The following is a 15,365-nucleotide window of genomic DNA, read 5'->3' as shown; positions in this document are numbered from 1 at the left end:
GTAAAGCCATTGTTTCAGGAGGTATTTAGGCTGATTGGTCTTCTAGTTGGCCATCAATGGTAATTTCTTCAACCGTTAAGCTATGGTTGGTAAAGACACAAATATCGGCGGCAATATTGAGGCTTTTTTCGACAATTTCTTTGGCACTAAGGTCGGTGTTATCGATCAGTGCACGAGCTGCTGCTTCGGCATAATTGCCACCAGAACCAATGGCGAGAGCGCCGTGTTGTGGTTCTACTACATCACCCGTACCGGTAATGATTAAAGTGCTTTCTTTGTTGGCAACAATCAGCATGGCTTCTAGCTTGCGCAGTGCTCGGTCAGAACGCCAGTCTTTCGCTAAATCTACCGCCGCGCGTACTAGCTGACCTTGGTGCTTTTCAAGCTGACCTTCAAAACGCTCAAATAAAGTGAACGCATCGGCGGTGCCGCCCGCGAATCCAGCAATGACCTCACCTCGGTACAAACGACGCACCTTGCGAGCATTACCTTTCATTACGGTGTTGCCTAGTGAAACTTGTCCATCGCCGCCTACAACGACTTGGTTACCTTTACGTACTGTAAGAATCGTGGTCATGGTCTACTCCAATTTCGATTCTAATAAAGTGGGGATGCTTAATGTGGTTTTCAAGGTGGACGAGGTGACAGAGCTTAGCAAGTAAGATCTGTCACCGTTATAGATGAGGTTATTCTTCTTTGTTGATCTTGTAGGAGTAAGAGGATATGTCCATTGCGACCAACTTATCTTCCGCTCTATTCATTTTCGAGCGAGACTCATAAGGCCCAAGAATGACACGGAACCAAGGGCGATTATCTTTGCCGGAGGTTTCACGAATACTGGTTTCTACTAAACCTGAAAGAATTAGTTTGGCCCTTAGACGATCGGCATCGCTTGAATTACGAAATGACGCCGCTTGGATCATATAGTAAAAATCTTGCTCGCCACGAGGGGTAGATTGATAGGCATCCACATGGCTGGTATCCACTTCGCTGTCTTGCAAAATTTGGTAGAACTCGAAATTGTCTTTCTTCGGAGCCACTTTCTTTTCGACCGGTTTTGCTTCCGTCGGTTTTGGCGTGACAACCGGTTTTGCTTTGATAACCGTTGGCGCCGGTTTCGGTGACTCCACTTGGCTCAATTGCATGAGGCCATAGACAAAGGCAACCAAAATGGCCGGGATAAGTAACCATAACCACCAAGGAGTCTTTTTACGCTTAGGAGGAGGCGTACGACGAGTCGCGCCCTTGCGAGGTCGACTCGTTTTTTTGGTGGCAATTCGCATGAAATTAAACATATTTTAGGCTTAGTAAAAAACTGTGCTTATTATGCTTGCTTGGTCAGTAAGTTTCCAGTGGATCTACATCAATCGCGAAACGAATTCGGCTTTGTTTGGTGGAATGTTCTAACCATTGACTAATGAGGGCGGTAGCGTGATGCAAAGCACCGCGATGATGAGCTTTTAATGATACTAAAGCTCGGTGCTGGCCCGCTTTGCGAACAATAATTGCTGAGTAGGGCCCAACTAATAAAACCTCTGGTGCAAATTGATGCTCAAGTTCCAAACGCATGGTTTGTAGCAGTTGCATAGCTTCTTGATCATTACCGGATTCGGCTCGCACAATGACTTGATGATAAAAAGGCGGCAAGGCTAAGGCTTTGCGCTCTGCTAAGCCATCTATCGCAAAATGTTCGTAACCAAGATTACATAAGCACTCAATGGCTTGATGGTCTGGATGGTAGGTCTGTAGCAACACATGGCCTGGCTTTTTAGCTCGCCCCGCTCGGCCTGCGACCTGCGTAATGAGCTGAGCCGTTCTTTCCATACCACGAAAATCTGCCGAAAAGAGCCCTGCGTCTGCATCCATGATGATGACAAGAGTGACGTTCGGAAAATGATGACCTTTGGCAAGCATTTGTGTACCAATAAGAATGGCTTGGTCATGCTGGAGAATTTTTTGAGTGAGCTGCGCCATGGCAGATTTATGCTGTGTACTGTCCCTGTCGACCCGTAAGATTGGCGTGTCTTTAAAAAGGCCTTGTAGCTGGCTTTCAATTTGTTCCGTCCCTTCCCCTACGGTGAAGAGCTCATCGCTGGCACATTCAGGACAGGTATGGAGTAAGGCTTTTTGGGTGTCACAGTGATGACAATGTAGTTTATTGGCGCGTTTGTGTACGGTGAGGTTTACATCGCAATGATCACAAGCAGCGATCCAGCCACACTGATGGCACATAAGGGTCGGAGCATAGCCACGACGATTCAAAAACACCAACACTTGCTCTTTGCGTTCTAAGCAGTCTTTCATCGAGATGAGGGCGCGTTCGCTGAAGCCGTTGATGAGGCTTTGGCCTCTCAGGTCGACTCGTTCCATCTCACTGACATTGGCATTGCCAGCTCTTTGGCGCAACTTGAGCCATAAAAAGCGTTTTTGTAAGGCGTTGGCAAGGCTCTCATACGAGGGTGTTGCGGAAGCTAATAACACCGGAATATTAAGGTTTTGAGCGCGCTTTATGGCTAAATCTCGAGCATGGTAACGAAAGCCTTCATGTTGCTTGTAAGAGTTGTCGTGCTCTTCATCTATGATGATCATGCCAAGGTTGGGTGCAGGAATAAATGTGGAGGAGCGAGTGCCAATAATGACCTTGGCGTGACCATTTTGAGCCAGTAGCCAAGCATCTAAACGCTCTCTGTCCGTCATATTCGAATGCATTAGTACGATATCGGTATTAAAACGGCTTTCAAAACGCTTAAGAGTTTGTGGTGTCAGGCCAATTTCTGGCACCATCACCAGAATTTGTTTACCTTCGTCAATCAACTGAGCCATGACTTGTAGAAAGACTTCAGTCTTACCACTCCCTGTGATGCCATCTAGCAAGCTCACCCCGAATTCGTGCCGACGCTCTAATAAAGCTTGGGTTACATTGGCTTGTTCAGGGTTTAAAATGGGAGGGACTTGTGTCTGATGGGTGTGCTTCTCGCCACTTTTATTAAATGAGCGTTGCTCGCGGCGCAGTAGGCCTTTTTGTTCGAGGCTTTTGCCTGCTGAAACGGCCAAATCCAGTACTGACATTGCGTGCTGACTTAAGCCATTAGGGTGTTGTTGTACGGCTCTTAAAAAGTCTTGTTGGCGAGGTGCGCGTTTTAATGAGTCGAGGGAAAGAGTTTGTCCTTCTGGGGTCGTAAACCACCAGTTTTCCGTTCGAAATTCTGGGCTCTCTCCCTTTCTTAACAGCACTGGCAAAGCATGAAAAATGACATCTCCGATAGGGTGGTGGTAGTAACGTGCCGCCCATTCGCATAGCTGCATAAGTTCTGGGCTAATGACGGCTTCTTCGTCGTGCAATGAGGTAAGCGGCTTAACTTGGGTTTCGTCCCAATCACTGGTGTCACTTAGCGCTACGATGACCCCTAAACGACTACTTTTACCAAAAGGCACTTTAACGCGCATACCGGGTTTTAAAGTATGGCGAAGGGCCAATGCTTTCGGTACGCGGTAGTCAAATAAAGTGCGCATGGGTACTGGCAGTGCCACTTTAATGTATGGATGAGGAGTAAGCAGCGTCTCTTGCATGCGTAAGTTGTAAGCCCTATCAGATAACTTTTCAGACAATTTCAATAATAGGTTAAGTGTACGTCAGACTGCCCAGTGTGGGCGAGCGGCTTTTTATATCAAAAAAAGGTTGCCGAACACAGGATTCATGCCTAGAATACGCGGTTCTTGGAACCACTGTACAATGTCTGTACAGATAATCGTGCGGTGCTTGGCGCGGCGAAAGCCCATTTAGATCGACCAAGTGGCGGCACACCAACTATGAAGGTAAATACGATGCAAAAAGATATCCACCCAAATTACGCTGGCATTACTGCAACTTGTACTTGTGGTAATACATTGAACCTAAACTCGACTGTAGGTAAAGACATGCACATCGACGTATGTAGCCAATGTCACCCATTCTACACAGGCCAACAAAAAATGTTGGACACTGGTGGTCGTGTTGATCGTTTCAACAAACGTTTCGGAGCTCGTCGTACTACCAAATAATTGGTATATTGACCATGAACTCTATAAAAAAGCGCCAAGTTTTCTTGGCGCTTTTTTTGTTTTTGCCCCTAGTGAAATCTTATGCCAATGGGTTATGTATCGCCGAAGGTGCGGTGGAAAAAGCCTATGTAAAGCGCATTGTTGATGGCGATACCATATATTTACAAGATGGCCGAAAAGTTAGGTTGGTGGGGATAGATACCCCAGAGTTAGACCATGAAGCCGGTCGTCATCAAGCTTACGCTTTAGAAGCCAAAGCCTATTTAAGTCGGCTCTTGGATGGTTTTGTATATTTACAACAAGCCAAAGATTCCCAAGATAGATACGGTCGCCATTTATTTTACTTATTCGACAAGCATCGTATTTCCCTAACAAGTCAGTTACTATCCGAAGGGTTAGGATATCGTGTTGCTGTTCCCCCTAATCTGGCGTATCAAGCGTGTTTTGTGGAAGCTGAGCAGTTTGCAAAGGCCACCCATAAAGGTCTTTGGCAAGCGCTTAAACCGTGGCAAGGACAGGCTGGTTTCTCTCTAGCGAAATTCATAGTGACATCCGTACGGCATAACCGTGGCGGCTGGTGGTTAGAGACAAAACACGGCCCAGTGATTAATTTACCAAACAGTGCGATGGATTACTGGTCGCCCCAAAAGGTATTTTATTTACAGGGGAAAAGGGTGGAAGCGCGAGGTTGGCAGTATCAGAGGAAGTATCGGTCCTCACAGTCCCGTTGGGTTTTAATGGTGCGTCATCCATTGGACTTGATTGAAATTCAAGACTGATTGAAGATTCCTATAGATTTACGCTTTAAAGCCCCTTGGTAATAGACTATTCTGACAAAACAAAACTATAAGGTATCAACTGTAGGACAATAAGTTCAGCGGTCAGTTACCAATTTTGGACGATAAAATTAATTACAACACCAAAAAGACGGAAACATCAAAATGGCAGAAGATATAAAGCAAGCGGCATTGGATTACCATGAACATCCAGTACCAGGCAAACTAAGTGTCACGATCACCAAACCAACAGCTACTGCTCGTGACCTTTCACTCGCTTATAGCCCCGGTGTGGCTGAGCCTTGTCGCGAAATTGCAAAAGATCCTGAGAATGCGTATCGCTATACAGGTAAAGGGAATTTAGTAGCGGTTATTTCTGATGGTTCTGCCATTCTAGGCCTAGGTAATCTTGGTCCTTTAGCCAGTAAGCCTGTAATGGAAGGTAAAGGCTTATTGTTTAAGCGCTTTGCCGGCATCAACTCTGTTGACGTTGAAGTAGAATCTGAAAGCCCACAAGCTTTTATCGATACTGTTGCGCGCATCGCCAATACCTATGGCGGTATTAACCTAGAAGATATCAAAGCACCTGAGTGTTTTGAAATCGAACGTCAGTTGATCGAACGCTGTAATATTCCTGTGTTCCATGATGACCAACACGGTACAGCGATTGTAACGGCGGCAGGTCTTTTGAACGCTCTTGAGCTACAAGGCAAAGATCTAGAAACAGCAAAAATTGTTTGTCTAGGTGCAGGTGCTGCAGCGACAGCTTGTATGAAGCTGATTATTGCTTGTGGTGCTAAGCCAGAGAATATTTATGTGTTAGACCGTAAAGGTGTGATCCATTCTGGCCGTGATGACCTTAACCAGTTTAAAACTATGTTTGCGATTGAAACCGATAAACGCACTCTAGATGATGCGATTGATGGTGCAGACGTATTTATTGGTGTATCGGGCCCTGATCTGTTCTCTGCTGAGCAGTTAAGCAAAATGGCGCCAAACCCAGTAGTCTTTGCTTGTTCGAATCCAGACCCAGAAATTAGCCCGGAATTGGCACAGCAAACACGCGATGATCTCATCATGGCAACAGGCCGCTCTGATTACCCTAATCAGGTGAATAACGTATTAGGCTTCCCATTCATTTTCCGTGGTGCACTTGATGTGCGTGCGACTAAAATCAATGAGGAAATGAAAGTGGCTGCAGTGCATGCGCTGAAAGATCTAGCCAAAGAAGCAGCTCCTGCTGATGTAGTAGCAGCCTACGGGGGTTCTGCATTAAGCTTTGGTAAAGACTACATCTTACCGAAACCAATGGATGCTCGTTTGTTGAATGTTGTTTCTGCAGCGGTTGCCAAAGCGGCGGTAGACTCAGGTGTTGCTATGCTACCTTACCCAGACTTTTATCCATTAGAAAATCTTGATCAGTTTGGTGGCTAACCACTAAGAAGGTATTGAGATAAAAAAAGGTGCTATTTGCGAAAATAGCACCTTTTTTATAGCCTGTTCCTTGGTAGGAAAAGGCGAGTGGACTAGAACAAATTCTCTAATACACTGGTTTCTTTTTCTTCTTCTAGGGCTTCGTCTAGGTTGTTAAGATCCAGCGCTGGAGCGGAAACTGTGCGTTGTGCGGGGACATGTGCTTTACGGAAAATTTCAAAGATGGCATCAGATTGCCCCGGCAAAGCCCGTTGACCGGTTTTAGGGTCAATGCGCACAGTAACCAGCGAAGAAGGTTTATTCACGTAAGCGGGTGCTTGACCTTCTAAGGCATAGCGCATGTAATCTATCCATACCGGTAAAGATACCGAACCACCCCATTCACCACGCCCAAGGGGAGAGGAGTTATCAAAGCCACTCCACACCGAGGTCACAATCTCGCCGTTAAAGCCAGAGAACCAAGCGTCACGGCCATCATTGGTGGTACCCGTTTTGCCTGCAATATCATCTCGTTTTAGTACCCGCGCTCTACGCCCCGTACCGTATTTAATAACATCGCGCATCATGTCATAGATGATGTAGTCAATCTCTCCCTCTAGGACTTGTGGTGCCACGGGAAGATCAAGAATACCTTCAGGTGTGCTGAACAAGCCTGTCTGGCGCTCTTCGTCGGGCGCTTGCTCTAACAGGGTACAGGAGCGGCAAACCGTAACCGGCGATGCATCAAACAGACTCTCGCCGTTTCTGTCCTCAACACGAGCAATGAGATAAGGCTGGACTTGGTAACCGCCATTAGAAAATACTGCATAGCCAGTGGCGATTTGCAGAGGGGACAAATTCGCACTACCTAGGGATAAAGATAAGTTATGAGGCAGTTCATCTGGGTCGAAACCGAAGCGGCGCAAGAATTCTAACGTCGGACGTACACCAAGTTCATCTAATAGTCGCACCGACACCACGTTTTGAGAACGGTAAAGCGCTTGGCGTAAACGTGTCGGACCGTAGAATCTCCCGCCATCATTGGTTGGTCGCCATGCGGTTGCAAGGTTTGAGTCATTAAATACCACCGGTGCATCATTGATGATGCTGGCCGCGGTATAGCCTCTATTAAGCGCACTGGCATAAACAAAAGGCTTAAAGTTAGAACCCGGCTGTCGTTTCGATTGGGTGATACGGTTAAATTTATTCTCATAGTAGTTAAAACCGCCCACTAAAGCTTGGATCGCACCATTGCTGCTATTGAGTGAAATAAGGGCGCTTTGTACCTCTGGTTTCTGGGTTAATACCCAGCCAAAGGTGTCATCTGGGCGTAAGCGAATAATGTCGCCGGGAACAATAATGTCGGCCACGGTTTTTGGGCTAGGGCCTTGGCTGTCTTCATTAATGTAAGCCTTTGCCCATTTCATTGCGTCCCACGCCAACAGCACTTGCTCACCATTTTCTAGGCGCACATCGGCGCTCAGTTCTTCGGTGGTCAGCACGAGAGCGTTTTGCCAATCTTGAAAGCCTTCAAATTTCGATAGTTCAGCTTGCTGTTCTTCAGGGCTTACGCTTAACAGATCGGTGCGGGCATCAAGAGCACCACGATAGCCATGGCGTGTGTCATAGTTTAATACCCCCTGAAAAACCGCTTCGTTGGCCGCTTCCTGACGACCAGAGTCTATGGTGGTATAGACTGTCATACCGGTATTGTAGAGGTCATTACCAAAAGTTTTGTACAGCTCGGAACGAACCATTTCGGCTACATAGCCCGCTTCTATATCTGGTGCGACACCGTAGTTTTTAGCCGTGATAGGGGATTCAACGGCGGTTTGGTAGGCTTCTTTATCTATCATGCCTAAAGACAACATACGTTGCAGAATCCAATTTCGTCGGATCAATGCTCTCGATGGGTTCACAATAGGGTTATAGAGCGAAGGCGCTTTGGGCAAACCTGCGATCATGGCGAGCTGGGCGAGGTCTAGTTCACCAAGGCTTTTGCCGTAATAAACTTGGGCAGCCGCTTCGAAACCGTAGGCACGTTTACCCAAATAAATCTTATTGATGTAGAGCTCTAAAATTTCATGCTTGCTTAGCTCTTGCTCCATCTTTAAAGAAATGAATATCTCGGTAAATTTACGCGTAAAGGTTTGCTCAAAAGATAAAAAGTAGTTTCGGGCCACCTGCATAGTAATGGTACTACCACCACTTTGGATTTTGCCGCTGGTGACGAGCTGCATAGCCGCTCGACCCAAACCTAAAATATCAACGCCAGGGTGATGGTAAAAATTCGTATCTTCCGCCGCTAAAATAGCAAATTCAAGATTAGGTGGAATGTCATCGTAGCTGATTGGGGTACGGCGTTGCTCACCAAATTCTCCTATCAGTTTGTTATCGGCTGTGTAGATGCGTAATGGGATACGCAGCTCAATATCTTTCAGCTCTTCTACTGTTGGAATTCGATCTTTTACGCTGTAGTAAATTGCGTAGGTAATGCCAGCCGCTGAAATGGCTCCGAACAAACCTAGGAAAAATAAAATTTTGAAAACCTTAGACATATACTTCCAACTAACCGAGGAAAAAATAAAGCCACATTATACCTAAGTTGCGAAGATCTGGGTGGCTTAACTTTGTAGCGAAACGTTAGCTTGCTTAACTCACTAATGGCGCCTAAATTTAACGTAATACAATACTTCAAGGATGAAGCATTATGTTAACGCCGCTCTATTGTGTCGCGCTGTACAGCTCAACGCAATGTCTTATTTACCCAAAGAATTTTAATTTAGAGGATGCCCTAGAAGCTCAGGGGACTGACCCTCAAATACCTACGGATGACCAGCTAAGAGCGTTGCAAGCTAGGTGTTTAGTAGGTAGAGGCAAAGTTAAGAAAGCCCTAAAAAAACGACTTGTTGTATTGGTCCCCGATCATTGGATCACGGTCATCGACCATAAAATAGAGAAATTACCAAAGGATGTTGCGCCTCTGGCGGCGCTGAGTATTGCGGCAGAAAGTATATTCGTCCCTCCTGAGCAGATTAGCTTCGCCTATCGACAACATAAACACCCAGAAGAGGGCAACTTCTTGAAGGTCTTTGCCTGTCCGACCAGCTGGTGTGAATTACTTTGTGAGCCATTCAGAGTGTATTCTCAATCGGTATGGCTCATGTCCTATTGGCAATATCAACAAGCTATGAAATCGGCGGCCCCTTGGCGTTGGTTCCATCGCTTTAAGCTCGCACCCTATAATCCTGAATTAGAAACACGACAGCAACTTAAGGTAAAGCTCTACAGCTTACTGGGGCTAAGTCTGGTATTACATTTGCTGGGCTGGATTGGACTGAATTGGATAACGCCTGCTCAAGTTGTTACAACGTCGAATATTCAGGAAGCGCAAGAGGATAGGACATCGCCTTCCAATAACAGGCATCAATTGGCGTCTGTTGTCGTCTTAGCTCAAAACTTGCCTGAAACCATGCATTTACAGACGTTGGAAGCTGATTTTCAACATGCTCACCTCGAAGTAACGGCGCCACTCACTCGCTTAGAGGAATTAATAAAAAACAAAGCGACTGAGTTCCCTCAATGGGAGTGGAATATAGAGTTTCTTCATCGTCACCCTTCGGCTTATCCGAATCAGCAGGAGGTCGTCGATGCGAAAATTGTCGTTAAGTTTCTTCCGTAGTTTTGCGTACCAGCATTTGAGTTGGTTAATGCTGGTCTCCTTGGTATTGCTGCAAGCCCTGATTTGGCAACCCATCTTGAGTGCCCAATGGGCGGATACTAAAGCACAAGAGAGAAAGCAAAGGTTACAGCTTTCATTGCAACACAAAGCACAGGATATCGTCACTACATTGGCAACCCAGCCTCTGTATGAATATGCGTGGCTCATGAGCGACTTTCAATCTGACTCAAGACGCTGGCGGCTAAGTGGGGAAGCTTCTTTAGAAAACTGGCAGCAGGCCTTGGACGAGGCTCATGAGGTTGCATCACTGGTTTTGCTATCTGTAGTTTGGCAACGCAGAGAAGGTGGTGAGTGGTTTGCAGATTTCTTGTATCAGCTTGTCTCAACAGAGTTAGCGGATCCTGAGTTTGAGACTTTGCCAAAATCTCGAATACAGACGAGAGAGTCCGGTACACAAAGCGCTTGGCAACTTGTCAGTACTTTATTTGTATCTGGAAAGGCCATGGGGTTGTTACGTTCCTCTGCACAAAGCTATTGGGTCACCAAGGGAACTTGGTTGCCAGAAGTAGGTGTGTTTGTTGAGACTGTTAGCGCTCAACAAGTGACCCTAGTAGATCAAAATGGTCAGCGGCTTATGCTTAACGTATTAAATAGGGAGTTCGAAAAATGATAAGGAAGTGTCGGCTTTACTGGGTGATGGTCTGGTTAAATCTGCCAGTGAATGGATTCAGTATGGATGTGTTTTTTGAGTCAAAGCCTTTACAGCAAGTCTTGCCTTGGCTGGCCGTACAGATGCAAGAAAATCTGGTGATGAGTCCCGATATCGACAGTGTGCAAACCTTATCGTTAAAGGATGCCAGCTGGGAGCAGGTTATGACGGCGGTTGCCTCACAGGGAAATCTTGATTTGAGTTGGCAAGAGGGAGTGGCAATTTTACGAGCTAAAGCGGCTCTTGCTAGTCAGCAGAAAAAAGAGTGCTTGCATTCTTACTGGACGCTCAGGCACGCCAAGGCGGAAATCACTGGGAAACAACTAAAGGCGCTTTACCCTAATGTACTTTTCATTGTGGATCACAGAACCAACTCTATTGTTATGAAATCTTGTGGGGCTGAGTTTGGTTTTAAGTCGGTGATTGAGTGGCTTGATACCCCTTTAAGGCAAGTAGAAATCAGTGCGCAAATAGCGCAGGTGAGTACCTCTGCTCAGTCGCAGTTTGGCGTGAACTGGCAGGCGCGTTTGTCAAAAGGCGTTTCTTCAACGCTAGGTGGCGCGGTGGAACTTGGTGCTTTAATTCCCTCCACAAGTCTTTCTTTAGCCACCTCTGGTACGGCTGGTTTGCTGTCTTTCACCCTGGATATGTTAGAGAGCGAAGGCATGGCAAAGGTGATTTCCAAACCGAAAATTGTCACCGCGGAAGGCCAAACGGCCTACATAGAGTCGGGCACGGAAGTGCCTTATCAAACAGCCATAGGAGATAACGTGAATGTTGAGTTCCGTCAGGCAACGCTAAAACTGCAAGTGACGCCCATGGTGAAAGAGGGAGGGCGTATATTATTAGCTTTGACAATCCACCAAGACTCGGTAGGAGATTTAATTAATGGTGTACCGAGTTTAAAAACTAACCGACTGCAGACTCAGGTCGAAGTGAATAATCAGGAAACCTTAGTGCTAGGAGGAATTTTTCGAGAAGAGTATTTTGAAAGTGAAAGTCGTGTGCCTTTCTTCAGTGACATACCAATCTTAGGGGAACTCTTTAAAAAGACCCTAGAACAGCAAGAAAAGGTTGAATTGCTTGTATTTATTACGCCAAAACTGCTACAAATGACAGCTAACTAGTTAACAACTGCAATTCGCCTAATTCCAATGCAATTGAATAGAATGATAAAAGCTCCCAAAATAATTTTAGTCGGCCCAATGGGCGCTGGAAAAACCACCATTGGTCGTTTACTTTCCCAATCAATGGGGAAAGAGTTCTATGACTTAGACAAAGTGATAGAAGAAAATGCAGGGGCTGATATTCCTTGGATTTTTGACAAAGAAGGTGAGGACGGTTTTCGTAAACGTGAAACCCAAGTGTTGAAAAACATGCTGGAAGACCCGCAACACAGTGCGGTGTTAGCAACCGGCGGGGGGATCGTTATGCGAGAGGAGAATAGACAGATTCTTCGAGAAGGAGTCCTAGTCATTTACTTGTATGCTTCTGTTGCCCAGCAACTGCACAGAACTTCTAAGAGTAATCATCGCCCTTTATTACAAGTAGGGGATCCGAAAGCCACCCTAAAGAAACTTTTCCAAGTACGAGACCCTCTATATCGAGACGTCGCAACGCTAGTGGTCGAGACGGACGCCCGTCACCCTCGAGCGGTTGCCAACAAAGTGCTCGATGCCATACATAAACACTTAAAAACGGAGACCCCGGTATCATAATGCGAACTTTATCTGTTGATCTTGGTGAGCGTAGTTACCCTATATACATAGGTCGTGACATTCGCGAGCAAAAAAGTCTGTTTGATCAAGCCATTCATGGCAAGCAAGTCATGATAGTGACGAATAAAACCATCGCGCCTTTATATCTAGACGCCATGGTGACCATGCTGAGCACAGACTATCAAGTAGATACCTGCATTTTAGAAGACGGCGAACGTTATAAAACCCTAGATACATACGCTGAAATTATGACGGCATTACTAGAAGCCAAGCATAACCGCAGCACGACCATTATCGCTCTAGGCGGTGGTGTTGTAGGCGACATGGCAGGCTTTGCTGCGGCGACCTATCAGCGTGGTGTGCCTTTCATTCAGGTGCCCACGACATTATTGTCCCAAGTGGACTCGTCTGTGGGTGGCAAAACCGGTGTGAATCATCCACTGGGTAAAAACATGATTGGGGCTTTTTACCAACCTCAAGCCGTGATAATTGATACGCATACCTTGACGAGCTTGCCTCCTAAAGAATTGTCGGCGGGTATGGCTGAGGTGATCAAATACGGCCTAATTTGCGATAAAGAATTCTTTGATTGGCTAGAAACCAACATTGAAGATCTCATGGCGGTTGATAATGAAAAAATTAGCGAAGCGATTTATCGCTCCTGCCTTGCTAAAGCGAATGTAGTGGCTCAAGACGAGAGAGAAGGTGGTATCCGAGCCATTCTAAATCTTGGTCATACTTTCGGACATGCTATCGAAACAGAAATGGGCTACGGCAATTGGTTGCATGGTGAAGCGGTTGCTGCGGGCAGCGTGTTGGCGATCGATCTCTCTTGGCGTATGGGCAATTTGAATGAGCAAGATGTGACCCGTTCTGTTGCGTTATTTAGTGCCGCGAATCTGCCGATATTACCCCCTCCGACGATGACGCTAGAAAGCTTCATCGATCGTATGGTGCTGGACAAAAAAGTCTTAGATGGTAGCCTTCGCTTAGTACTATTGAATGGCATGGGAGAGGCCTACGTGACGTCGGATTTCCCTATGGATGAGTTTAATAGCTGTATACTAGATGCCCTAGAAGCAAGTCAGCAACAAACGTCAGCCAGCTAGTAAAAATGGGGGTGTCATACCCTATGGAGTAATCAAAGGACGAACATGGCAGAGCACAACTTTCAATTTGATCTTGAAGCTTCTCTCAATCAGCCGCCAAAAGCGACGCTGAGGGACCCTTTTGGTTCAAAGGATGACTCTGTCTATTTTGCTAGCGACGAAGGTAACCAACAATTAGCCTTGTTAGAACACTTAAGTCGCTACAGCAATCTGTTGTCGGTTATTCAAGGGCCTGAGGGCAGTGGTAAGAGTCGATTCTTAATGGAATTTGCTCGCCACCAAGATGATACGACGATTATCAGCCATGTGAAGGCGTCCATGCTGATGACTGCAGGCCAGTTGTTGCAAGCTATGTACGCGGGCTTTGCCAGTCATTTCACCCAGCCACCTAATGAAACCACCTTTGGTCCATTGTTGAAGTTTGCCCACGATTTGGAAGTAAAAGGTCAGTCGGCTCTTGTTCTGATTGATAATGCTCAAGAGCTAAACACGGATGCAGTGAGCATGCTATTGGATATGATGTCCTTAGCGACAGACAATCAAACTGTGCCCCATGTTGCATTATTTAGCAGTTATCCCTTGTCTCGTAATCTCGATGCTTATCAAAAGTCTCGTTATGATCAGCTCAGCCACACTTTAACTTTAGCGCCTTATTCGTTAGAGCAAACTAAGGCGTATTTGCTGCACCGAGTTCGAGCAGTGGGAGGCAGTATTAACTTGCCTTTCAATGACAAACAAATCAAAAAGATCCATCAGGATTCTGCGGGTTACCCTGGACGAATCAACCAAGTTGCTCAGAGCATGATGGGCAATGGTGACAAAGGACTGAAACCTGCAGGGAAAGGTTTTAACATTGCACTAGGATTTCCTTTAGTGCACATGGCGCTGTTGTCTGTCGTCATGCTGGGGATTCTGGTGGCGGTTTTGTTCAGTGACTCGGACGATACCCCAGCCAGTTCAACCGCGGATCGTGGCTCGAACGTGATCCCATTAAGTCCACGCCAAGGTCAGTCTTCTTCAGAGACCATTGCACGTATCGATGCCATGCAAAAGCAAATAGGGCAGCAAGGAGCACTTACTTTACCGCCCATTCCAACAGGAACCGACTTAACGCCGAGCAGTACTGCTGCGCCTGTGGCGACGCCTAGCATCCCGACTACCGTAGCAACGCCTAGTGTTCCAGTAGCACCTATTCGAAGCGAAGCGCCAACCCTGGCACCGGCACCAGAACTAAATCCTGTGACCGCACCAACGCCAACACCTGCGCCAGTAGAAGAAAAAGTCGTGCTCGACCCATTCGATAAAACCCAGTGGTGGCTGACACAAAACCCTAACCGTTACACCTTGCAACTATTGGGCACTTATAACCTGAATGCGGTCAAAGACTTTATCCGTAGCCAAGGCAGTGTTGATGTCTTTAGTTACTTTAAAACCCTGCACAGTGGCCGTGATTGGTATGTGGTGGTTTATGGCGCTTACGGCAACCGTAGTGAAGCCATCGGCGTGGTGGAGACTTTGCCAAGAGACATTCGTGACCTAAACCCTTGGGCGCGAAGTGTGCGTGGTATTCAGGGCGATATTAGAAAAGCGCAATAGTATTTTAGATACTGATGGCAATATCAGAGAGAGAATTCCTCTGAAATCTGCGATGTAATTATGCTTTTCTATAAAAAAAGTCGTAATTTAGTAAAAAAAACCATATTTCTCTGAAAATCATGCAGGAACAGTGGAATTTTCTGTGGGGAAAAACTCCAGCCATAGATAATTCTCTCCCTTAAGCCTTTGAGCCACTAAAACCCCGATAAAACACCCCTAAATAACAGAAAACTAGGGTGGGCTCGTTTGAGTAGCACGCAACCGCGGGGTAGTATGTCGATCCGATTTGATGGCTGTTTTTTGCTATTTAGTAATCATTAT

The 15,365-nt window shown here is 46.2% G+C and carries 13 protein-coding genes; 9 read left to right on the top strand and 4 right to left on the bottom strand.

Annotated elements, in window-relative coordinates:
• Positions 1–25 precede the first annotated feature (25 nt).
• The 3 genes from hslV to ABJF92_RS01390 form a co-directional block, all read right to left on the bottom strand.
• On the bottom strand, positions 26–577 hold the full coding sequence (hslV, locus tag ABJF92_RS01400) for an ATP-dependent protease subunit HslV (RefSeq protein ID WP_446814066.1): 552 nt from the start codon (positions 575–577) through the stop codon (positions 26–28).
• A 109-nt stretch (positions 578–686) separates the two neighbouring features.
• The gene (locus tag ABJF92_RS01395; RefSeq protein WP_446814065.1) at positions 687–1,295 is read right to left on the bottom strand and encodes an SPOR domain-containing protein; all 609 of its coding nucleotides are present in this window, start codon (positions 1,293–1,295) and stop codon (positions 687–689) included.
• A 43-nt stretch (positions 1,296–1,338) separates the two neighbouring features.
• Positions 1,339–3,570: a primosomal protein N' gene (locus ABJF92_RS01390; RefSeq protein WP_446814064.1), complete on the bottom strand. Its 2,232-nt coding sequence runs from the start codon at positions 3,568–3,570 to the stop codon at positions 1,339–1,341.
• A gap of 255 nt (positions 3,571–3,825) precedes the next feature.
• Here ABJF92_RS01390 and rpmE point away from each other — a divergent pair, with 255 nt between their 5' ends.
• The 3 genes from rpmE (at position 3,826) to ABJF92_RS01375 (ending at position 6,251) form a co-directional block, all read left to right on the top strand.
• A complete protein-coding gene (gene rpmE / locus ABJF92_RS01385) occupies positions 3,826–4,041 on the top strand; it encodes a 50S ribosomal protein L31 (RefSeq protein ID WP_446814083.1) in 216 nt (71 codons plus the stop codon).
• Positions 4,042–4,055: 14 nt separating this feature from the next.
• A complete protein-coding gene (locus ABJF92_RS01380; protein WP_446814063.1) occupies positions 4,056–4,820 on the top strand; it encodes a thermonuclease family protein in 765 nt (254 codons plus the stop codon).
• Positions 4,821–4,982: 162 nt separating this feature from the next.
• Positions 4,983–6,251, top strand: coding sequence for a malic enzyme-like NAD(P)-binding protein (locus tag ABJF92_RS01375; RefSeq protein ID WP_446814062.1), 1,269 nt, complete (start codon positions 4,983–4,985; stop codon positions 6,249–6,251).
• A gap of 92 nt (positions 6,252–6,343) precedes the next feature.
• Here ABJF92_RS01375 and ABJF92_RS01370 read toward each other — a convergent pair whose 3' ends face one another.
• A complete protein-coding gene (locus ABJF92_RS01370; RefSeq protein ID WP_446814061.1) occupies positions 6,344–8,788 on the bottom strand; it encodes a penicillin-binding protein 1A in 2,445 nt (814 codons plus the stop codon).
• Positions 8,789–8,940: 152 nt separating this feature from the next.
• Between ABJF92_RS01370 and ABJF92_RS01365 the strand changes: the two genes are divergently transcribed.
• From ABJF92_RS01365 to ABJF92_RS01340, 6 genes are all read left to right on the top strand, one after another.
• Positions 8,941–9,912, top strand: a complete 972-nt coding sequence (locus tag ABJF92_RS01365) for a hypothetical protein (RefSeq protein ID WP_446814060.1) — start codon at positions 8,941–8,943, stop codon at positions 9,910–9,912.
• On the top strand, positions 9,881–10,582 hold the full coding sequence (locus ABJF92_RS01360; RefSeq protein WP_446814059.1) for a hypothetical protein: 702 nt from the start codon (positions 9,881–9,883) through the stop codon (positions 10,580–10,582). Before ABJF92_RS01365 ends, ABJF92_RS01360 begins: the two co-directional genes overlap by 32 nt.
• Before the next feature lie 62 nt (positions 10,583–10,644).
• Positions 10,645–11,748, top strand: coding sequence for a type II and III secretion system protein (locus tag ABJF92_RS01355; RefSeq protein ID WP_446814058.1), 1,104 nt, complete (start codon positions 10,645–10,647; stop codon positions 11,746–11,748).
• Positions 11,749–11,790: 42 nt separating this feature from the next.
• Complete coding sequence (locus tag ABJF92_RS01350; RefSeq protein WP_446814057.1) at positions 11,791–12,339, top strand: shikimate kinase; 549 nt, start codon at positions 11,791–11,793, stop codon at positions 12,337–12,339.
• Positions 12,339–13,448, top strand: coding sequence for a 3-dehydroquinate synthase (gene aroB, locus ABJF92_RS01345; RefSeq protein WP_446814056.1), 1,110 nt, complete (start codon positions 12,339–12,341; stop codon positions 13,446–13,448). The genes ABJF92_RS01350 and aroB overlap by 1 nt, the downstream gene beginning before the upstream one ends.
• A gap of 45 nt (positions 13,449–13,493) precedes the next feature.
• On the top strand, positions 13,494–15,044 hold the full coding sequence (locus tag ABJF92_RS01340; protein WP_446814055.1) for an AAA family ATPase: 1,551 nt from the start codon (positions 13,494–13,496) through the stop codon (positions 15,042–15,044).
• The last annotated feature ends 321 nt before the right edge of the window (positions 15,045–15,365 follow it).

The organism is Marinomonas sp. (assembly GCF_039940335.1).
Lineage (GTDB): Bacteria > Pseudomonadota > Gammaproteobacteria > Pseudomonadales > Marinomonadaceae > Marinomonas.
This window is presented reverse-complemented; position numbering and strand designations above follow the sequence as displayed.

What these genes read in the sequence shown, in the direction of transcription:
- aroB (WP_446814056.1), top strand. Translation starts at nt 12,339, where the DNA reads ATGCGAACTTTATCTGTTGATCTTGGTGAGCGTAGTTACCCTATATAC.
- ABJF92_RS01390 (WP_446814064.1), bottom strand. Translation starts at nt 3,570, where the DNA reads ATGCAAGAGACGCTGCTTACTCCTCATCCATACATTAAAGTGGCACTG.
- ABJF92_RS01370 (WP_446814061.1), bottom strand. Translation starts at nt 8,788, where the DNA reads ATGTCTAAGGTTTTCAAAATTTTATTTTTCCTAGGTTTGTTCGGAGCC.
- ABJF92_RS01355 (WP_446814058.1), top strand. Translation starts at nt 10,645, where the DNA reads ATGGATGTGTTTTTTGAGTCAAAGCCTTTACAGCAAGTCTTGCCTTGG.
- ABJF92_RS01395 (WP_446814065.1), bottom strand. Translation starts at nt 1,295, where the DNA reads ATGTTTAATTTCATGCGAATTGCCACCAAAAAAACGAGTCGACCTCGC.
- ABJF92_RS01360 (WP_446814059.1), top strand. Translation starts at nt 9,881, where the DNA reads ATGCGAAAATTGTCGTTAAGTTTCTTCCGTAGTTTTGCGTACCAGCAT.
- ABJF92_RS01350 (WP_446814057.1), top strand. Translation starts at nt 11,791, where the DNA reads ATGATAAAAGCTCCCAAAATAATTTTAGTCGGCCCAATGGGCGCTGGA.
- ABJF92_RS01375 (WP_446814062.1), top strand. Translation starts at nt 4,983, where the DNA reads ATGGCAGAAGATATAAAGCAAGCGGCATTGGATTACCATGAACATCCA.
- hslV (WP_446814066.1), bottom strand. Translation starts at nt 577, where the DNA reads ATGACCACGATTCTTACAGTACGTAAAGGTAACCAAGTCGTTGTAGGC.
- ABJF92_RS01365 (WP_446814060.1), top strand. Translation starts at nt 8,941, where the DNA reads ATGTTAACGCCGCTCTATTGTGTCGCGCTGTACAGCTCAACGCAATGT.
- ABJF92_RS01380 (WP_446814063.1), top strand. Translation starts at nt 4,056, where the DNA reads ATGAACTCTATAAAAAAGCGCCAAGTTTTCTTGGCGCTTTTTTTGTTT.
- ABJF92_RS01340 (WP_446814055.1), top strand. Translation starts at nt 13,494, where the DNA reads ATGGCAGAGCACAACTTTCAATTTGATCTTGAAGCTTCTCTCAATCAG.
- rpmE (WP_446814083.1), top strand. Translation starts at nt 3,826, where the DNA reads ATGCAAAAAGATATCCACCCAAATTACGCTGGCATTACTGCAACTTGT.